The organism is Bradyrhizobium sp. NP1, assembly GCF_030378205.1.
Classification (GTDB): Bacteria; Pseudomonadota; Alphaproteobacteria; order Rhizobiales; family Xanthobacteraceae; genus Bradyrhizobium.
Window position 1 is genome coordinate 6,323,210 of the sequence record NZ_CP127385.1, and the last position, 19,263, is coordinate 6,342,472.

The following is a 19,263-nucleotide window of genomic DNA, read 5'->3' on the forward strand; positions in this document are numbered from 1 at the left end:
ACGCAGCTTGGGCTCGAGAATGCTGCGGACAAATGCTTTCGCGCCAGCCGCGTGTCATTAAGGCTGGCGACAGCCAGATGACAGGTCTTGAGCGGATCGCTCTCACCGAAGGAAAGTTGGTCAACTGTCGCCGCTAGATTGCCGCCTCAGTCTTCGCGTCGAAGACATGAAGCCCGGACGGACGCATGGCAATGCGCAGCTTGTCGCTTACCTTCACCCGGACGCCAGGCTCGACGCTCGCGACCATGACTTCGTCGCCGACCTTCATATCGAGCAGAATTTCTGAGCCGAGCTGCTCGACCACCTCGATCACAGCATCAAAGCAGGAGTGATCGGAATCGGCTGTATCAGCCACGGAGAGGTCCTCCGGGCGCACACCGAGCAGGACCTCGCGACCTATATGTCCGCGCAAGCGCCCCGCCGTCTCGTCCGGCAGCGTGATGCGCAAGCCGGAGCTTTCCGCGATCAGGGATCCGTTTGCCTCGGTTACAGTCACGGGGGCGAAATTCATCGACGGCGAACCGATGAAACCGGCGACGAACTTGTTGGCCGGATGGTTGTAGAGTTCGAGCGGCTCCCCAACCTGCTGCACCATGCCGTCCTTCATAACGACGACCCGGTCGCCCAGCGTCATGGCCTCGACCTGATCGTGGGTCACGTAGATGGCGGTGGTGCCGAGGCGCTGATGCAGCTTCTTGAGCTCGACGCGCATCTGCACCCTGAGCTTGGCGTCGAGGTTCGACAGCGGCTCGTCGAACAGAAACACGCGCGGGTGACGCACGATGGCACGGCCTAACGCCACGCGTTGGCGCTGGCCACCTGAAAGCTGTCGCGGCTTCCGCTTGAGCATTTCGCCGATGCCGAGGATGTCCGCCGCCTCGCGCACGCGCTTCTCGATCTCTTCTCTTCCGAATCGGCGCATCTTCAAGCCGAATGCCATGTTGTCGTACACGCTCATGTGCGGGTAGAGCGCGTAGTTCTGGAACACCATGGCGATGTCGCGGTCCATAGGCGCGAGTTCGTTGACCACATTGCCGTCGATCGAGATCTCGCCGGAGCTGATCGCTTCGAGCCCGGCAATCATCCTGAGCGTCGTCGTCTTGCCGCAGCCGGACGGTCCGACCAACACCAGGAATTCCTTGTCGCGGATCTGCAGATTGACGTCTTTGACGGCGTGCACGCCGTCGTAGAACTTGTTGATCCCCTTGAGGACGACCTGTCCCATTGATCTCATCTGCCTCCCAACAGTCAGCCCTTCACCGATCCGGTCAGTCCCGCCACGTAGTGCTCGACGAAGAACGAATAGACGATGGCAACCGGGATCGATCCGAGCAGCGCGCCGGCCATCAGCGGTCCCCAGAAGAAGACGTCGCCGCGGATCAGCTCCGATGTAACGCCGACCGGCACCGTCTTCTGCTGAGGCGAGGACAGGAAGACAAGCGCGTAGATAAACTCGTTCCAGGACAGCGTGAACGCGAAGATGCCGGCCGAGAGGATGCCGGGAATCGCCACCGGAATGACGATGTAGAGCATCGCCTGCCAGCGCGACGCGCCGTCGATGCGCGCGCATTCCTCAAGCTCCTTTGGCACCGCCTTGAAATATCCCATCATCAGCCAGGTGCAGAATGGAATGAGAAAGGTCGGATAGGTCAGAATCAGAGACCAGGGCGTATCACCCAGCCGATAGTTTCGGACGATCTCGGCCAGCGGAATGAACAAGAGCGTCTGCGGCACCAGATAGGTGATGAAGATGCCGGTGCCGAGGCTGCCGGCAAAAGGAAAGTTCAGGCGCGACAGCGCATAGCCGGCGAAAACGCCGCAGACGAGCGAGATCGCGGTGGACGCGAGCGCGATGAAGGTCGTGTTCCATAGCCACGATGCGAAGAGCGTCTCCTCGAACAGGTATCTGACGTGCTCCAAGGTTGGTTTCCAGGTCCAGAACGGATTGTAGTTGATCGAATTCCAGGGCCGGTAAAGCTCGCCGTCCGGCCGCATCGACGTGATCACCATCCAGTAGAATGGGAACAGCAGGAAAAGCAGGAACAGCGCCATCGGCGCGTAGAAGAAGACCCACTTTCGCCACAACGCGCCCTCGATCATTAGCGCACCTCAACGCGGCGGATATATAGAAGCTGGATGATGACGACCAGAAATAGCGCCGGAAACATTGCGAGCGAGATGGCGGCGCCCTCGCTCAAGAGGCCCGTGCCGATGCCGATCTGATACGCATAGGTGGCGAACAAGTGTGTCGCGTTGGCGGGACCGCCGCCCGTCATCACATAGACGATCTGGAAGTCGGCGAAGGTCTGAATCACCGAAAACAGCACCACGACCATGGTCACCGGCAAGAGCAGCGGCCAGGTGACGTACCAGAACCGCTGCCAGGGCCTTGCGCCATCTATTGCCGCGGCCTCGCTGAGCTCGGGACTGATGGTCTGTAGCCCGGCGAGCAGGCTGATGGCGAAGAACGGCACGCCGCGCCAGATGTTGACGATGATGATAGAGATCATCGCCAGCTGCGGGTCGCCCAGCCAATTGATCCGACCGGTGATCAGCCCAAGATGATAGAGGAGCCAGTTCAGAACGCTGAATGTCGGATCGAACATCCACTTCCAGGCGAACGTCGACAGTACCGTAGGGATGATGAAGGGCAGCAGGATGAAGGCACGCGTGAACGCCTTGCCGCGAAAATTGCGGTTGAGCAGCACGGCTAGCCATAGCCCGAGCGCCAGCTTGAAGACGGTGGTCACACCCGTATAGAGGAAGGTGTTGTAGACGGAGGTCCGGAAGATCCCGTCATTGAGGATCTTGTAGAAGTTGGCGAGGCCGACGAAGTTGCCGGGCACACCCACGCGTGCGTCCGTCACTGACAGCAAAATGCCGCGCAGGAACGGATAGGCGATGAACGTGGCGAGCAGTACCACGGTCGGCAGCAACAACACGAATGCAAGCCAACGCTCGTCTTCGAGCAGCCGGAGCCTCGGCCGCGGCGCTTGTGGCATGTAGACCTTGGTCTCGACCCGGCTCTCTGCGATCGCCATTTGGCTTCGCCTCGCTGCGGTCCCGGCCTGCGGCGGCAACCCCGCCGCCTCGGGGCCCGATGCGTGCATAGTTCAGGTGTAGATCTTCTTCAGCTCATCTTCCGCCCACTTCACGGCATCCTCCGCACTGCTGCCCTGTACGGCTTTGGCGTACATGTCGGTGATGACGTATTTGGTGAGCACTTCAGCGGCCTTCTTGCCCGACGTGGGCAAAGGATAGCCGGGCGTCTGGCCGAGTCGGCCGGCGATCTTGTAGGGCGTCATGACCTTGTCTTCGTCCCATAACTTGTGCGTCTCCCACTCGTGGGTCGGAGGCGTCGCAAAGCCCTTTTGGGAGACGAACCACGGCTCGTAGTTCGCTCGTGTATGGATCCACTTCAGCAACGCCTTCGCACCGTCCTGATTCTTCGAATAGTTCGGAATGACGTGAGAGAAGTAGGTATGCATGGCAAATTGGCCCGCCGGGCCCTTGGGTAACGGCGCATGCTGGATGTCAGTTCTGAGCTGCGCGCCTTTCTCGGTGATGTACTTGTCTGGGTTGCGCAACGCCTCGAGGTAGATCGACGCACCATTGAGCGTGGCGCAGATCGTTTGCGACAGGAACGCCCGGTTGTTGTTGGTGTCGTCCCAGGCAAGGCCGCCCTCGTCATGGGCTTCCTTCCAGAAGGCCGTCATGAACTTGACGGACTCGATCACCTCTTTCTTGTTGATATTGACGGTCTTGCCATCCTTCTCGACTTCCGTGCCGCCCCATGACCACAAATAGGGGTAGCTGAAGGTCGGCGCGTCGCCGAAGGTGTGGCCAAGAGTCTGACCGATCGGCCGGCCCTGGGCTTTGAGCTTCTTGCCGACCTCGCGATACTTCTCCCAAGTGTCCGGGAAGGTCGGGGAGCCGACCTCGTCGAACCACGATTTCCGGTAAGCGATCATGGCGCCGACGATTGCCCAGGGCAATGAAATCCATTTCTTGCCGTCGTCGGAGTTGGCTCTGCACAGATCATAGTAGCCATCCTCGGCCTCGCTCACGCGACCTGCGATGTCTGACAGGTCGATGACGCTCTCCGCATAGATCTGCGGATGGTTGTTGAAGAGCATGACTATGTCGGGACCTGAGCCTGACTGGATCGCTGAGGTGATCCGCGGCTGCAGGTCGTTGCCGTTCACGGTCTCCAGATTGATCTTGAGTCCCAGGGCTTTCTCGGCGGCGGGCAGCAGCTCCTTGCGCAACAGCTGATCGGACGTCGGCACGAAGTCGTTCCAGCGCAGCCAGTGAACCGTGGTGCCTTGCGCGAAAGCGGGTGCCCGGCCAGTGGCAAGGATGCCGGCCATGCCACCCACGAGCGCGGTACCCGCCTTGAGGACGTTGCGTCGGGTTATCCTCGTCATGCATTCCTCCCATTGTGATCGTGAGCCCCTCGGCCGATCTGACGGCGGCTTGGCGGGCCTTTCAGATGATTGCGCCTCCATAAGCGAGAGCATGCGCGCGCTCTCGCGCGCGCAATGCGTCGTCGCCATGATCATTTATTGGTGTTCGCGTTCTTCCGGCGCGAGCGGCGATGTCGGCGTCAGACAGCGGAGATTGCTCGCAGGGCACACCCTGCCGCCAGCGCATGAACCAAACAGCCATGCCCTTCCCTCCCACGCAGCAATGCTATTGCCGCAGCCCAGCGGGTTTCCCCCGTCTTATCGCCTGATATCGGAGTGCTTGCGCGGCGTCATTGTCGCCCGCTAGAACGGGAAATCAAGCGCTACCTTTGGCAGGCCCTCGTAAAGTGGTGCCATGCCTATCAAGGCATAGCTCGCCAGAGCGGCCCCGCGGTTCGGCGAGGGTACCCACCATGTCCGTTCAGGGTCATTTTCGACCGAGTCTGTGGGCGCCGCCTACCATTTGATGTCTGCTTTGCCTCATAAGCAACCGCGCCATAACCGGCTTGCCTCCAACCACCTCGCATTCGTCCAGCTTGCGTCTATCAGGCTATGGCTGCGCGCTAGTCAGTCCACGCCCTCGCCAGGCATGATGTTCTCAGCACAAACGGTTCGGCGTCTGTCGCGAGAAAGCCGGTATCCACGTTTCCGCATCATGCCGTAAACCCTGCCCAAAAGTTGGCTTTGCGGCCATCGCCGAAGCCCGTTAGAACCGGAAGCTCTGAACAAGAAGCGAGGGAGAGAAACATGAAAGCAGCCGCTGCCGCGCTCGCGGCGGGCCTGGCCCTGTCGGCCTTTTCCGGTTCCGCGCAGGCGCAGATTTCCGACGACGTCGTCAAGATCGGCGTTCTCACGGACATGTCGAGCCTCTATGCCGACGCCACCGGCAAGGGCTCGCTCGCCGCGGTGCAGATGGCGGTCGCCGACTATGGCGGCAAGGTCAAGGGCAAGCCGATCGAGGTGATCGCGGCCGACCACCAGAACAAGCCCGACGTCGGCATCAACATCGCGCGCAACTGGTACGACAACGACAAGGTCGATGCGATCTTCGACGTGCCGACCTCCTCGGTGGCGCTGCCGATCTCGGCGCTGACGCGCGAGAAGAACAAGATCCACATCAATTCCGGCGGCGGCTCCTCCGACATCACGGGCATCGCCTGCTCGCCGAACACCGTGCACTGGACCTACGACACCTATGCGCTTGCCAACGTCGCCGGCAGGGCGATGGTGAAGCGCGGCGAGGACACCTGGTTCTTCATCACCGCCGATTATGCCTTCGGCATGGCGCTGGAGCGCGACGCCGCCAATGTCGTCAAGGAGAGCGGCGGCAAGGTGCTCGGCGACGTCCGCCATCCGCTCAACTCGTCGGACTTCTCCTCCTTCCTGCTGCAGGCGCAGGCCTCCAAGGCCAAGGTGATCGGGCTGGCCAACGCCGGCGGCGACACCACCAACGCGCTGAAGCAGGCCTCGGAATTCGGCATCACCCAGGGCGGCCAGAAGATGATCGCGCTGCTGCAGGAGATCACCGACACCCACGCCCTCGGCATCAAGGCGACGCAGGGGCTGATCGTCACCGACGCCTTCTACTGGGACATGAACGACGAGACGCGCGCCTTCTCAAATCGCTTCAACGAGAAGGTCGGACACATGCCGAGCATGATCCAGGCCGGCCTCTATTCGGCGACCATGCATTACCTGAAGGCGATCGAGGCGATCGGCACCGACGAGGCGCCGAAGGTGATGGCGCAGATGCGCGCCACGCCGATCAACGACTTCTTTGCCAAGAACGGCAAGATCCGGATCGACGGCCGCATGGTGCACGACATGTACCTGTTCGAGGTCAAGAAGCCTGAGGAATCCAAGGGCGAGTGGGACCTCTACAAGCTGATCGCCACCGTGCCCGGCGACGAGGCGTTCCGCCCGCTGGACAAGGGCGGCTGCCCGCTGGTGAAGACGAACTGACTTCACTGCGCGCGAAGCGACGCAGTGAAGTCATTCCGGGGCGTCGTGAAGCGACGAACCCGGAATCTCGAGGTTCCGGGTTCGATGCTTTGCATCGCCCCGGAACGACGATGGTGCGCTGTTCGTGCCCAGCGTCTTGCGCCTACGAACCTTCGAACTTGAAGGAGACGTTGAGCTTGGCGCGGTAGGCTTCGATCTTGCCCTTGGCGTCAAGTTGAAGGTCAAGCTCCCGGACTTCGGCAACGCGAAGCTCACGCAGCGTCTTTGCCGCCTGCTCGACCGCATTGGCTGCGGCCTTCTCCCAGGAATCCTTGCTGGTACCGATCAGTTCAATGACCTTGTAGACGCTCTCACTCATTGTCGTCCTCCCGTTCGGTATGAAGCAGGAAGCAGGCTCTGCTCCTGCCGACGGGAAGCCTAGCATCGCCGCATCGATGCCGGAAGGACGCCGCCATCGAACTCGCGGCACGGCGGGGATGCACAGGCCCCTGAAACGGCAAATGGCCTGATGGCGTCACCGCCACCAGGCCATCAAAAAGAACGCGTGTTCGCGCGCCCTACTCTGTCGAATACTTGAATTCGGGCATCGCCTTCAGGTCATCCTTGGTCGCGTTGAACACCGCGTGGTCGGGATACCACGGATTGGGCTTCGAGCTCGCCGTCGGGGTGGTTGCGGTCGAGTCCTTGGCCGATCCGGTCGTCGTGGCCGGTGCCGGGCGGTTGCCGGTGCTGTTCGACGCGCCGGTATAGGTCACCGGCTGATCAGAGAATTTCAGCTTGTCGAAGGACACCGCGACCAGATGCTCGCCCACGCCGAGGAAGCCGCCGACGCCGATCACGGCAGCTTTGATGTTGCCGCTCTTGTCGACCAGGAGATCGTTGATCGAACCGACATTCTCATTGTTGTCGTTATAGACCTTCAGGCCGATGACCTTGGACGCGCGCCAGTCGCCCTTGAGCGTGGATTCCTGCATCGCCATGCCGGCCTTGTCGGAGGTCGTGGTCGGAGTTTGTGCGAACGCAACTGAAGCAAGCAGCGCCGACCCGACGACGCCGGTCGCAAGATACTTCGCCAACATTGGATTTCTCCCTCGTTATTGATCGATGAGGGAAGAACCCGGCTCGGGCCGGCACGTTCCCGCCGCGCGACGCAAAGACGCGAATCAAGGCAATGGAACGCGCTGCTTCACAGGACGCGTCGCCTCGTTGCAGCATTTGCCGCGCGACGCGGATCACGCATTCAGCGCTGCGATCAGAAGCCGCCCCAGTAGGGCGGGATTCCGTAGTAGCGATGCAGCGCCGCTTCCTGCGACCGATCGCCCCAGTCGAAATCCTGGTCGGCGCCGAACGACGGCGCGTTCCTCAACTCGCTTTCGCTGATGTCGAGCTCGTAGGCCTCGAAGCGCGTGTTGTAGCTGAGCTTGCCCCAGGGCACCGGCAGCAGCTTCGAGCCGAGCCCGAAGAAGCCGCCGAACGAGAGCACGGCATACGACACCTGGCCGGTGATCTTGTCGATCATCAGCCGCTCGATGTGGCCGACCAGGTCACCGCTCGGCCGTCGCACCGCAGTGCCCTCGACACGATCGCTCGCGATCAAGGGGTGCGGTCTGGACATGACGTCAACCATCATCCCCTCCCTTGGGGTTGATGAAGACTTCAACGCCGGAATTGGGAACCCGTTCCCTGCTCTAGGCGCGATCACGGCAGGCGCCGTGCGCAATCTGCCTTTTAGGCCGCGAGCGGTTCCTGCTCGGTGTGGGATCGGTCGAAGAAGGCGATCGCCTCGAAGCGATAGTTGCAGGACCTGCAGCACCAGAGATACGTGACGCGGCCGTCATCGCCGGTTTCGACCCAGTCCGGCAACGCGATAGGTTCGCCGCACTGCGCACAGGGATTGTATCGAGGCAGATAGCCGAGGAACGGTCTGGCCATGGCGCGTCTCCCTATGTTTCGTTGAAGAACGTTTCTTGTGCGCGGCGGTTGAGACAGGCTTGTTGCCAGAGTGGCGCGCCGGACATGGCATCCGGATTTCGCAAGCGCAGCACCCGCCCGGGCGCAACACTAGAATAGCATTGCGACGATAAAACGGCGATGACACGCGTCGCCGCACCAAACTGCGCATTTTAATTTCAATTCGCCGCTTTGCGTTCGCTCACGCCGGGCAGCCGCGCGCGATGCGAGGGGCGCGTGCCGGCTTTTCGCCAAAATCAGCGCGCCTAAAGCGAACAGCGCGCCGTTCGCGCCCTGAGGTTATTTTGATGAAACGTTTACTGATTGCTACAGGCCTCGTTTTCGCGAGCGCGCTACAAGCCGCACATGCCGGACAGAAAGAGCAATTCGACGCGATGGTCGCGGCGCACGCGCAGGCCAACAACGTACCGGAAGCGCTGGTGCATCGGGTGATCGTGCGCGAGAGCCGCTACAATCCCGGCCTCGTCGGGCGCGGCGGCACCATCGGTCTGATGCAGATCAAGCTCGCGACCGCGCGCGGCCTCGGCTACACCGGCGACGCTGCGGGCCTGCGCGATCCCGAGACCAACCTCACCTATGGCGTCAAATACCTCGCCGGCGCGTATCACGCCGCCCACGGCGATCACGGCCGCGCCGTCCATTATTATGCGAGCGGCTACTACTACGCCGCCAAGCGCGCGCGCGTGGCCGAGGCGCGCGCCTCCGCCCCGCTCGTGCTTGAGAGTGCACCGCGAAAAGAAAGGTTGAGGCGCGCCAGGACCCAGGTTCCCGGCGCGTACTAGCCCGCGCCCGCGCCCATACCACCGTGCAAACGCATGACTGATGCGTTGACACGCGCCCGCTTCCGCCTACATTAGCCCTGTTCCGAGGGGAGCTCCGAGGAGGAGCTGAGAAACCGCTATCGCGGTGACCCTTTGAACCTGATCCGGGTCATGCCGGCGAAGGGACAGGGATGTACCAGAACATCAGGCCGGGCGGGCAAACCGCCGTTTCCATCATCGGCGCAGGCATTGCTGGCGCCTGGCATGCGCTGCTGTTCGCGCAGGCCGGCCACGCCGTTACCCTGCACGAGCGCGGTGACGCCACGATGACGGAATCCACAAGCCATTTTGCCGGCGGCATGCTCGCGCCCTGGTGCGAGGCGGAAAGCTCGGAGCCGGTGATCGCAAGGCTCGGCATCCGCTCGCTCGACCTGTGGCGGCAGCACTTCCCGAACACCCCGTTCAACGGCTCGCTGGTGGTGGCGCATGCCCGCGACCGCGCCGATTTCGAGCGCTTCGCCCGGCTCACCTCCAATCACCGGCGGCTCGACGCGCGCGCCTTGAGCGAGCTTGAGCCGTCGCTGGAGGGCCGCTTCCGCGAGGGCCTGTTCTACCCCGAGGAGGGCCATGTCGAGCCGCGGCGCGTCTTGCCCGAGCTGCATGCGCGCATTGCGGCGCTGGGCGCCACCATCCGCTTCGGCAGCGAGGCCAGGGCTGCTGACCTCGACGGCGTCGTGATCGACTGCCGCGGGCTTTTCGCCCGCGACGCGCAATGCGAACTTCGCGGCGTCAAGGGCGAGATGATCGTGATCGAGACCGACGAGGTCACCCTTGCCCGCCCGGTGCGGCTGATCCATCCGCGATTTTCCCTCTACGTGATCCCGCGCGGCGACGGCCGCTTCATGCTGGGGGCGACCTCGATCGAGTCGGAGGATACCGGCGTCAGCGTCCGCTCGGCGCTGGAGCTGCTGGGCGCCGCCTATGCCGTGCATCCGGCCTTCGGCGAGGCGCGCATCGTCGAATTCGGCTCGGGCCTGCGCCCGGCCTTCCCCGACAATCTGCCGCGCATCGCGATCAATAACGAGAAGATCGCGGTGAACGGGCTCTACCGCCATGGCTTTTTGCTGGCACCGGCGCTTGCGGAGCTTTCGCTCGGCTATGTCGCGCGCGGCGAGATCGACAACGAGGTGATGCAATGCGCGTGATCGTCAATGGCGAAGAGCGGGACATCGCCGCTTCCCGCGTCGACGCGCTGCTCGCCGAGCTCGATTATGAAGGCACGCATTTCGCGATCGCCGTCAACTACGACGTGGTGCCGCGCGGCCTGTGGGCGGCGACCGAACTCAACGCCGGCGACGAGATCGAGATCATCACGCCGCGGCAGGGAGGCTGAGGGATGGGTGCGACGCACGCCGCACACTCCCTTCACCTCGCCCCGCTTGCGGGGAGAGGTCGGATCGCATCGCAAGATGCGGTCCGGGTGAGGGGGACTCTCCACGCCTCCCACTCTCACCGCCCTCGCGGAAAGCCCCCCTCACCCCAACCCTCCCAGAGCGAGCTTCGCTCGTCTCGCCCCCGCAAGCGGGGCGAGGGGGCAGACCGCAACATGCGGAGACATTGATGCTGAACTTCTACGGCAAGAGCTTTTCCTCCCGCCTCCTGATCGGCAGCGCGCTCTATCCCTCGCCCGCGATCATGCAGGCGGCGATCCGCAGCTCAGGCGCAGAGATCGTCACGGTGTCGCTGCGGCGCGAGGCCGCCGGCGGCAAGACCGGTGACGCCTTCTGGTCGCTGATCCGCGAGCTCGGCGTCACGGTGCTGCCGAACACCGCCGGCTGCCGCAGCGTCCGCGAGGCGGTGACCACCGCGAAGCTGGCGCGCGAGCTGTTCGGCACGAGTTGGATCAAGCTGGAGGTGATCGCCGACAACGACACGCTGCAGCCCGACGTGGTCGGCCTGGTCGAGGCCGCCACCATCCTGATCAAGGACGGCTTTGAGGTGTTCCCCTACTGCACGGAAGATCTGTCGGTGGCAACGCGGCTGGTGGACGCCGGCTGCAAGGTGGTGATGCCCTGGGCAGCTCCAATCGGCAGCGCAAAGGGCATCATCAACCGCGACGCGCTAAAGCTGTTGCGCGACCGCCTCTCCGACGTGACACTGGTGGTCGATGCCGGCCTTGGCGCGCCCTCGCACGCCGCGGAGGCGCTCGAACTCGGCTATGACGCCGTGCTGCTCAACACCGCGATCGCAAAGGCCGCCGATCCCGTCGCGATGGCGAACGCATTCCGCCTCGGCGTCGAGGCCGGCCGCACCGCCCATGAGGCCGGGCTGATGGAAGCCCGCGATTTCGCCTCCCCGTCAACCCCTGTCGTTGGGACCCCGTTCTGGCATGCCGTATCCTGATCGTTTCTACCCCGTCGTCGACAGCGTCGCCTGGGTCGCGCGCCTGGCGAAGCTTGGCGTCGGCACCATCCAGCTGCGCGCCAAGAACCTCAACGACGCCGAGGCGCTGCAAATCGTCTCGGACGCGCTTAGCCTGACCAGGGGCACGCCGACGAAGCTCGTGGTCAACGACTACTGGCGCGCGGCGATCGTGGCCGGCGCGGAGCATCTGCATCTCGGCCAGGAAGACCTTGCCGACGCCGATCTCGCGGAAGTCCGCAAAGCGAAGCTCACGCTCGGCATCTCGACCCATGACGACGCGGAGCTTGCAACCGCGCTTGCCGCCAAGCCCGATTATGTCGCGCTCGGTCCGATCTTCCCGACCACGCTGAAGTCGATGCGCTTCGCGCCGCAAGGCATTGCGAAGATCAGCGAGTGGAAGCAGCGTGTCGGCCAAATTCCGCTGGTTGCGATCGGCGGCATCAAGTTCGAGCAGGCGGCGGAAATCTTTGCCGCCGGCGCCGATTCCATCGCTGTCGTTTCCGATGTCACCCAGAATGCCGACCCCGATGCGCGGGTGCGGCAGTGGCTGGGCGAGAGCGCGGAGGCCGCGTGATGCATTTATCCGCCGGCGTCATTCCGGGGCGCGCAGCGACAAAATTGGCGCAATGCGCCAATTTTGCGCCGAAAAGCGCGAACCCGGAATCTCGCTCAATAACCTCGAGGTTCCGGATCAGCCCGCTGCGCGGCCTGTCCGGAACGACGCACCAAACAAGGAGGATCGCATGAACATCCGCTCCAACCCGAAAAAGACTGTGCCGGCCGTCACCACGGGATCGCTGCCCGCCTCGCGCAAGATCTTTGCGACGCCGGAAGGAGCGCCTGACATTCGCGTACCCCTCCGCGAGATCATCCTGTCCGAAGGCGCTGGTGAACCGAACCTGCCGGTCTACGACACCTCGGGCCCCTATACCGACCCCACCGTCACCATCGACGTCAACGCGGGTCTCGCCCGCAACCGCCGGGCCTGGGTGCTCGAACGTGGCGGCGTCGAGGAATATGAGGGCCGCACCATCAGGCCGGAGGACAACGGCAATGTCGGCGCGACGCACGCCGCAAAGGCCTTCACCGCGCACCACAAGCCGCTGCGCGGGCTCGACGGCCACAAGATCACGCAGCTTGAGTTTGCCCGCGCCGGCATCATCACCAAGGAGATGATCTATGTCGCCGAGCGCGAGAATCTTGGGCGTAAAGCACAGGTCGAACGCGCGGAGGCCGCCCTTGCGGACGGCGAGAGCTTTGGCGCGGAGGTCCCCGCCTTCATCACCCCGGAATTCGTCCGCAGCGAGATCGCACGCGGACGGGCCATCATCCCCTCCAACATCAACCATGCCGAACTCGAGCCGATGATCATCGGCCGCAACTTCCTCACCAAGATCAACGCCAATATCGGCAACTCGGCGGTGACCTCGTCGGTCGAGGAGGAAGTCGACAAGATGGTGTGGGCGATCCGCTGGGGCGCCGACACCGTGATGGACCTCTCCACCGGCCGCAACATCCACACGACGCGCGAATGGATTTTGCGCAACGCGCCGGTGCCGATCGGCACCGTACCGATCTACCAGGCGCTGGAGAAGTGCGACGGCGACCCGGTCAAGCTGACCTGGGAATTGTACAAGGACACCCTGATCGAGCAGTGCGAGCAGGGCGTCGACTATTTCACCATCCATGCCGGCGTGCGCCTGCCCTACATCCACCTCACCGCCAACCGCGTCACCGGTATTGTCTCGCGCGGGGGCTCGATCATGGCGAAGTGGTGCCTGGCGCATCACAAGGAGAGCTTCCTCTACACGCATTTCGACGAGATCTGCGATCTGATGCGCAAATATGACGTCTCGTTCTCGCTCGGCGACGGCCTGCGTCCGGGCTCGATCGCCGACGCCAACGATCGCGCGCAGTTCGCCGAGCTCGAGACGCTCGGCGAGTTGACAAAAATCGCGTGGGACAAGGGCTGCCAGGTCATGATCGAGGGGCCCGGCCATGTGCCGATGCACAAGATCAAGATCAACATGGACAAGCAGCTCAAGGAGTGCGGCGAGGCGCCGTTCTACACGCTGGGGCCGCTGACCACCGACATCGCGCCGGGCTATGACCACATCACCTCGGGCATTGGCGCGGCGATGATCGGCTGGTTCGGCTGCGCCATGCTCTGCTACGTCACGCCGAAGGAGCATCTCGGGCTCCCTGATCGTAACGACGTCAAGGTGGGCGTCATCACCTACAAGATCGCGGCGCACGCGGCTGATCTTGCCAAGGGACATCCCGCGGCGCAGCTTCGCGATGACGCTCTCTCGAGGGCGCGCTTCGATTTCCGCTGGGAGGACCAGTTCAACCTCGGCCTCGATCCGGAGACCGCGCGCGCCTTCCACGACGAGACGCTGCCGAAGGAAGCGCACAAGGTGGCGCATTTCTGCTCGATGTGCGGTCCGAAATTCTGCTCGATGAAGATCACGCAGGACGTGCGCGACTATGCGGCGACCCTGAATGATCCATCCGCGGTCGGCATGTCGATCTCGGGCACGATCGAGGACGGCATGAAGCAGATGAGCGCCAAGTTCAAGGAGATGGGCTCTAACGTCTATCTCGACGCGGACAAGGTGAAGGAGAGCAACAAGGCGTTGTGAGCAGGCGCCCTCTCCGCTCGTCATGCCCGGGCCAAAAGCGCAAAGCGCGTCTTTGCGCGAGGCCACCCGGACATCCATCAGAAAATGAAAAGGCCGGGCGAGAGCCCGGCTTTTTGTTGGGTCGCCCGTAGGGTGGGTTAGCGCAGCGTAACCCGCCCATCATGATCATGACGACCGACGACATAGCTGGTGGGTTACGCCGGAGCCTGTCATCGGGTCGCGCTTTGCGCGGACCCGTTGGGCTAACCCACCCTACAACACTACGCCGCCTCAAGGATGCGGCGGCGCGTTACGCACTTTGGCAGCGCCCCGCTGGCAGACGGAATCTGCACATTGTTGGTGGGGCCTTACAGGCGTATGGTTAAACGTAGGCCGCAATCGCCCGCATCGTGAGGCGACACACGACCGGTGCGATCGGCAATGGTGCCGCACGTTTCAGACTGACGTACAGCACATTGAATTCAGTGATCCCGAAATGACGGCTGGAGGCACAGGCAGGAGTTTGCGATGGATGATCGAACCGTGCGGGCGGCGCTGGAGCGCCATTGGAAGGCTTCGGACGCGAGCGATTTCAAGGCCGAGCATGACATCTACCGCGACGATGCCGTGCTTGAGTATCCGCAATCGGGCGAGCGGATTCGCGGCCGGCACAACATTCAGGAGAGCCGAACGGTCCAGCCCAACAAGAAGCGCTTTACGGTCCGGCGCATTATCGGCAGCGGCGATCTCTGGGTCACCGAGTTCGTACTTTCCTATGACGGCGTACCATCCTACACGGTGAGCATCATGGAATTCCGCGACGGACTGGTGGCCAACGAAACGCAGTATTTCGCCGACCGGTTTGAGCCTGCACCCTCGCGGGCGCATCTTGTCGAGCTGGTGGACGCAACCACGTCATCCTGAAGCACCGCCGGGGAGAACCCGGATCGGCGCTGATGCAGATTGCAACGGCTGGCGTTCGGCGAACGCCCGGTCGCGAACGTCAGCCCACAACGACTTCACTGATCTGGATGACCGGAGCCAGGTCGGTGTAGTTCTTGATGTCTCCCATGATCTCGTTCGCATGCGGTCCGAAACCGGCCTGAAACGCCTCGACCGAGTCGCAGAAGATGTGGCACATCGCGACGTATGCCGCGGGAGCACCGGGCGCCCCGCCCGCAAGGCCCTTGTCCACGGTGTAGGATTTGCAGGCATCCCCCATCCGGGTCTTGACGAGCGGCATATGCTTGTCCCGGTAATAGTCGTGGTCGAAGCGCGCTCCAGCGTTGTTCGGATACATGACGCTTACTTTGATCATGGCGTTTTCCCTGTTTTAACTCACCGTTGAACCATGGACAGGTGAGGCGTTGCTCGGACAATGAGCTGGCGGGTGTCGCTAACGCTCAACTCACCCTACAACGAGATTGGAAGTCATGCGAACGGTCATGTTCGTCCTCGCTTCGCTCTTTTTCGGCATCACGGTCAGCCTTGGCATTGGGCCCGCCTGCCCCAGCCTCCGGGGTGCGGACTAATTATCGCCAGTTCCTCGCCGAACATATCGCCGCGCGCCAGACCAAGTGGTGCGTGACGCGCAAATCACGAAACCCGATGAACGATGGGGTGGCCTGCTTAAGGGCGGCTCGTTCACCGCGTTCTGCGTTTGGGCATAAGCGCGAAGCGCATCTTCGCACAAGACCACCCGGGGCATCCACGCAAAATAAAAGACCGGGCGAGGGCCCGGCCTTTCGCATATTTGCATTCCGTTCGGTCAAACGGAGGCCGCTTCATCGAGCGCACGCTTCTCAATAGCTTCAGCTTTGGACTTCAGCTTTTTCACTCGTCGTCGCGCATCGACCCACAGAGAACCAAGGATAACCGGAGCCGGCAGGAAGGATGCCGCTATGGCGAAAACGGCAAAGAATTCGTATCCACCCAATATTTGATCATCAGCTTTCAAAGCGATCACGATCAAGAGCACTGCCAACAAGAACGCTACAGCAGAGTTAAGTGCGACGCACCAACGATACTCACGAAAGAATTCGATCTTGAAGAGTTCGTATCTGCTTTCAACCCAGTTCAGTTCCTCTTCAAGTTCGCGCGACGGGCGTTCTGCTTCGTCCGGTAGTCGGAATAGCCTTCTGATACGAGAGATACGCCGCTCAAGGGGAGCGATGCCGAGTTCTCCATATAGTTGGAGAACGGCGGTTCCCACGTGCAAACCAACCCCTAGTTGCACAATGCTCGAAAGGTCGCCATATTTCACGTGCTAGCCCCTCCGGTAACATTCGATTCGTGGCATATAACCCCAACATTCTCCAAGAGGCTCTTCGAGCCCGGCAGTTGACTCCTGCTAAGCTCTCAGAGCGGCTCGGTATGGACCCTTCCGCCCTGGCTCGAGAACTGCGGCGCGATCCGGAGCCGAAGCCCGACCTACTTCGGTCTGTTGCCCGTGAGTTGGTGTTACCACCATTTGCGTTTTACATGCAGCGCCTGCCCGCTCTTGACGAGGCTATTCCGGATTTTCGGTCCCTCGTTCCAGAGCCCGGCCCAAAGTCCCGAGAGACGATTGAGGCCATCAAGCTTGCGGAAGGCATTCAGAGGGCGACAATTCAATTTGAAGCTCGCGCCGCAGCTGATCTTCCCAAATTTACGGCCATCAGCGATGAGGAAATCGATCGCTTTGCCCTCAAAGCTCGGGCGTACTTCTCAATCACACTCGAGGATCAGCGAGAGGCGACAGACGCGCGGACGTTCTACGTCTTGGTTCGGCGGAAAGTCGAAGAGAAGGGCATTCTTGTTCTCCAGGATTCATTTCCGCGCGAGGATGGAAGCGGGTTCTGCCTAGCGCACGATACGCATCCACTCGTCCTAATAAATACTAAGCAGCAAACGCGCGCCCGCCGACTTTTCACGCTTGCGCACGAGCTTGCGCACATCCTCATGGGGCAGACCGGCATTTCGGACCCGTTTGTCAGAAAAAACGCGATCGAACGCCGCTGCAACCGATTTGCAGGCAGCTTTCTCGTTCCACAGATTTATGCATCGAGCTTACTCGGCACGTCGGTTACACGAGACCCCGACTTAGATGATGTGAGATGGGCTGCCCGCAAGCTCAAGCTAAGTCAGGAAGCAACTGTCCTGCGTCTTGAGCAGCTTAAGATTTATCAGATCGGAAGCCACAATAAGTGGCTTTCGTTGGTTCATAACGACAATCCTGACTATTCCGAGAAGGGAGGCGGCGGCAAACAACCGCCAGCTCAGGAAAAGGTAAAGCTCGCAAAATATGGCTTCACATTCGCAAGAGAGTTCAAGCGATTTCTAGATCAGGGACTGATTAGCGAAATTGACCTCTATCGTGCCTCCGGGTTGAAGCCGAAATACCAAAGGTCATACTTCGAATACGTAAACTCCCTCTCAACGAACGAGCTCCGAAATCTGGAGCTTGATGATGGCTAATAAGCCTGAGTCCGACTGCTCGTGTGTTATCGATACAAGTGGCCTTCACGAGTTAGCGACTGCATCGGGCAATCTGAAGGCAACGCTGATCGCCAGCTTGGACAACGGCACAATTGGCGTGCCGAGTTGGGCTTGGCAAGAATTTAAGGACCTTTACGAGGACGAGGCTAAAGAACTCGCTCCGCATGTCAGCAAGCGACTTCAGTTGACACCCCATGTAGAGGTACGAGCCGCGCGGATCACCGAAGAGCTGAATTTGGGGTTTTCACGAGGCGCCTATGACAATCATGTCGAACTACACACTGCATCGATCGCGTTGAACAAGGGTTATAAGGTGCTCACATCTGCCAACAATGTCAGCGCGTATGATGGTATGGATTGCCCTGTCCTTGACCTCGCCGGCTGGGTTAACGAGACCAACTAGCTAACTCCCAAAACTCTGCCCGACGGGCAAAACACCTTCGCTCCCGAAATCCGGCTGTCCAGCCCTCAGGCAAAAAATTTTCCGCTTAACACGTCGGGCAAATCACCCTTACGACTCCGCGCGTCTCACCGCACATAGAGGGGCGGGTCGCGATCGTCACGAACGTTGCGGTGGGATGCGGTGGACGTGAGCGGCGCGCCAGACGAGCGCGCAACTTGCGGACGGCGAAGTCGTGTGGTCCTGACGCCCCGACGCTGGCGTCACGTTCGCGGACGAATGTCCCGCGGGCAACGGTGGCAAGAAAGCCCGGTCACCGGGGAGAGCACGAAGGAAACCGTAAAACCATCGCGCAGGGAAAGCCGGATTGTTCGGTTGAGCCTGTGGTGACGAACTCGTGTGCTTTTTCCATTTGCGCACGAGGCTGCGGGTGCAACCGGCACCCGGCTTTCCCTGCGCCCTCTGCTTCCCAGGGGAGGGTGGAACGATGCAAAGCCCGGGCATCTCCTGCCGCGGGAATGCTGCGTCGTACCTCCCAACCGTCATCCTCCGCGAAAGCGGGGGATCCAGTACGCCGCGGATTCTCGGTTCAAGCGAGGGTCCCTGGAATACTGGATCGCCCGGTCAAGCCGGGCGATGACATTGCAAATTGGCAGCTTGATAATCAAATCAGCAATCGCTCGGAGGCGCCTCCCATTTTGTCCTGACCTGCGGGAGACGATTGCGGGGCAACGCTCACACGGAGACACGCACTGATGCACAACCTCACCCCCTGGTCGGGACTGCTGGGCGGCGCGCTGATCGGGCTTGCCGCGGCAAGCCTGATGCTGCTCACCGGCCGGATGGCCGGGATCAGCGGCATCTTCGGCTCCCTGGTGTCGCTCGCGCCCTCGAACCGCGACTGGCGGCTCGCCTTTGTCGCCGGCCTGATCGCCGCGCCGCTTCTGGCCGCGCTGGCCGGCGCGCCGCTGCCGAGACCGGCGATCAACGGCAACATCATCCTGGTGGCGGCCGCGGGCCTTTTGGTCGGCTTCGGCAGCCGGCTGGGCAATGGCTGCACGTCGGGCCACGGCGTCTGCGGCTTCGCGCGGCTCTCGACCCGCTCGATCGTGGCGACGATGATCTTCATGGGCACCGCCATCATCACCGTCGCGGTGATGCGCCACGCGATCGGAGGCTGA

21 protein-coding genes and 1 riboswitch are annotated in these 19,263 nt (G+C 61.9%); of the genes, 11 read left to right on the top strand and 10 right to left on the bottom strand.

Translation table 11 applies throughout. The features are described 5' to 3' along the window. Nucleotides 1-133: 133 nt before the first annotated feature. From QOU61_RS30600 to QOU61_RS30615, 4 genes are all read right to left on the bottom strand, one after another. Entirely contained in the window at nucleotides 134-1,225 is a 1,092-nt protein-coding gene (locus tag QOU61_RS30600) for an ABC transporter ATP-binding protein (RefSeq protein ID WP_289654923.1), read from the bottom strand. Between the two features lie 23 nt (nucleotides 1,226-1,248). Continuing rightward, on the bottom strand, nucleotides 1,249-2,100 hold the full coding sequence (locus QOU61_RS30605) for a carbohydrate ABC transporter permease (RefSeq protein WP_289654924.1): 852 nt from the start codon (nucleotides 2,098-2,100) through the stop codon (nucleotides 1,249-1,251). Continuing rightward, a complete protein-coding gene (locus QOU61_RS30610) occupies nucleotides 2,100-3,041 on the bottom strand; it encodes a carbohydrate ABC transporter permease (protein ID WP_289654925.1) in 942 nt (313 codons plus the stop codon). The genes QOU61_RS30605 and QOU61_RS30610 overlap by 1 nt, the downstream gene beginning before the upstream one ends. A 72-nt stretch (nucleotides 3,042-3,113) precedes the next feature. Further along, complete coding sequence (locus QOU61_RS30615; RefSeq protein ID WP_289654926.1) at nucleotides 3,114-4,562, bottom strand: ABC transporter substrate-binding protein; 1,449 nt, start codon at nucleotides 4,560-4,562, stop codon at nucleotides 3,114-3,116. Nucleotides 4,563-5,213: 651 nt separating this feature from the next. Here QOU61_RS30615 and QOU61_RS30625 point away from each other — a divergent pair. Next, a complete protein-coding gene (locus QOU61_RS30625; RefSeq protein WP_289654927.1) occupies nucleotides 5,214-6,428 on the top strand; it encodes an ABC transporter substrate-binding protein in 1,215 nt (404 codons plus the stop codon). Between the two features lie 142 nt (nucleotides 6,429-6,570). Here the strand turns inward: QOU61_RS30625 and QOU61_RS30630 are convergent, their stop codons facing one another. From QOU61_RS30630 to QOU61_RS30645, 4 genes are all read right to left on the bottom strand, one after another. Further along, the gene (locus QOU61_RS30630; RefSeq protein ID WP_289654928.1) at nucleotides 6,571-6,786 is read right to left on the bottom strand and encodes a dodecin family protein; all 216 of its coding nucleotides are present in this window, start codon (nucleotides 6,784-6,786) and stop codon (nucleotides 6,571-6,573) included. Between the two features lie 199 nt (nucleotides 6,787-6,985). Then, entirely contained in the window at nucleotides 6,986-7,507 is a 522-nt protein-coding gene (locus QOU61_RS30635) for a PRC-barrel domain-containing protein (protein ID WP_289654929.1), read from the bottom strand. Nucleotides 7,508-7,680: 173 nt separating this feature from the next. Next, the gene (locus tag QOU61_RS30640; protein ID WP_289654930.1) at nucleotides 7,681-8,043 is read right to left on the bottom strand and encodes a PRC-barrel domain-containing protein; all 363 of its coding nucleotides are present in this window, start codon (nucleotides 8,041-8,043) and stop codon (nucleotides 7,681-7,683) included. Nucleotides 8,044-8,156: 113 nt separating this feature from the next. Continuing rightward, a complete protein-coding gene (locus QOU61_RS30645; RefSeq protein WP_289654931.1) occupies nucleotides 8,157-8,360 on the bottom strand; it encodes a hypothetical protein in 204 nt (67 codons plus the stop codon). Nucleotides 8,361-8,686: 326 nt separating this feature from the next. Here QOU61_RS30645 and QOU61_RS30650 point away from each other — a divergent pair, with 326 nt between their 5' ends. The 7 genes from QOU61_RS30650 (at nucleotide 8,687) to QOU61_RS30680 (ending at nucleotide 15,129) form a co-directional block, all read left to right on the top strand. After that, a complete protein-coding gene (locus tag QOU61_RS30650) occupies nucleotides 8,687-9,181 on the top strand; it encodes a transglycosylase SLT domain-containing protein (protein WP_289654932.1) in 495 nt (164 codons plus the stop codon). Between the two features lie 75 nt (nucleotides 9,182-9,256). Further along, nucleotides 9,257-9,364, top strand: a riboswitch (TPP riboswitch). Next, entirely contained in the window at nucleotides 9,352-10,365 is a 1,014-nt protein-coding gene (locus QOU61_RS30655; RefSeq protein WP_289654933.1) for an FAD-dependent oxidoreductase, read from the top strand. Its footprint overlaps the riboswitch before it by 13 nt. Then, entirely contained in the window at nucleotides 10,356-10,553 is a 198-nt protein-coding gene (gene thiS / locus QOU61_RS30660; RefSeq protein WP_289654934.1) for a sulfur carrier protein ThiS, read from the top strand. The genes QOU61_RS30655 and thiS overlap by 10 nt, the downstream gene beginning before the upstream one ends. Nucleotides 10,554-10,780: 227 nt before the next feature. Next, a complete protein-coding gene (locus QOU61_RS30665) occupies nucleotides 10,781-11,563 on the top strand; it encodes a thiazole synthase (protein ID WP_289654935.1) in 783 nt (260 codons plus the stop codon). After that, complete coding sequence (locus QOU61_RS30670; protein WP_289654936.1) at nucleotides 11,550-12,158, top strand: thiamine phosphate synthase; 609 nt, start codon at nucleotides 11,550-11,552, stop codon at nucleotides 12,156-12,158. Before QOU61_RS30665 ends, QOU61_RS30670 begins: the two co-directional genes overlap by 14 nt. Before the next feature lie 169 nt (nucleotides 12,159-12,327). Continuing rightward, complete coding sequence (gene thiC / locus QOU61_RS30675) at nucleotides 12,328-14,226, top strand: phosphomethylpyrimidine synthase ThiC (protein ID WP_289654937.1); 1,899 nt, start codon at nucleotides 12,328-12,330, stop codon at nucleotides 14,224-14,226. Between the two features lie 507 nt (nucleotides 14,227-14,733). After that, nucleotides 14,734-15,129 (top strand): nuclear transport factor 2 family protein, encoded by a 396-nt coding sequence (locus QOU61_RS30680; protein ID WP_289654938.1) that lies wholly within the window; start codon nucleotides 14,734-14,736, stop codon nucleotides 15,127-15,129. A gap of 79 nt (nucleotides 15,130-15,208) precedes the next feature. Here the strand turns inward: QOU61_RS30680 and QOU61_RS30685 are convergent, their stop codons facing one another. After that, nucleotides 15,209-15,523, bottom strand: a complete 315-nt coding sequence (locus tag QOU61_RS30685) for an EthD family reductase (RefSeq protein ID WP_289654939.1) — start codon at nucleotides 15,521-15,523, stop codon at nucleotides 15,209-15,211. A 450-nt stretch (nucleotides 15,524-15,973) separates the two neighbouring features. Continuing rightward, nucleotides 15,974-16,468 carry a hypothetical protein gene (locus QOU61_RS30690; protein ID WP_289654940.1) on the bottom strand — a complete coding sequence of 165 codons (495 nt, stop codon included), beginning with the start codon at nucleotides 16,466-16,468 and terminating at the stop codon, nucleotides 15,974-15,976. 110 nt (nucleotides 16,469-16,578) lie between these two features. On the opposite strand from QOU61_RS30690, the gene QOU61_RS30695 reads away from it, so the two are divergent. The 3 genes from QOU61_RS30695 (at nucleotide 16,579) to QOU61_RS30705 (ending at nucleotide 19,263) form a co-directional block, all read left to right on the top strand. Beyond that, the gene (locus QOU61_RS30695) at nucleotides 16,579-17,661 is read left to right on the top strand and encodes an ImmA/IrrE family metallo-endopeptidase (RefSeq protein ID WP_289654941.1); all 1,083 of its coding nucleotides are present in this window, start codon (nucleotides 16,579-16,581) and stop codon (nucleotides 17,659-17,661) included. Further along, nucleotides 17,654-18,085: a hypothetical protein gene (locus QOU61_RS30700; RefSeq protein ID WP_289654942.1), complete on the top strand. Its 432-nt coding sequence runs from the start codon at nucleotides 17,654-17,656 to the stop codon at nucleotides 18,083-18,085. Before QOU61_RS30695 ends, QOU61_RS30700 begins: the two co-directional genes overlap by 8 nt. A 752-nt stretch (nucleotides 18,086-18,837) precedes the next feature. Next, nucleotides 18,838-19,263: a YeeE/YedE family protein gene (locus QOU61_RS30705; RefSeq protein ID WP_289654943.1), complete on the top strand. Its 426-nt coding sequence runs from the start codon at nucleotides 18,838-18,840 to the stop codon at nucleotides 19,261-19,263.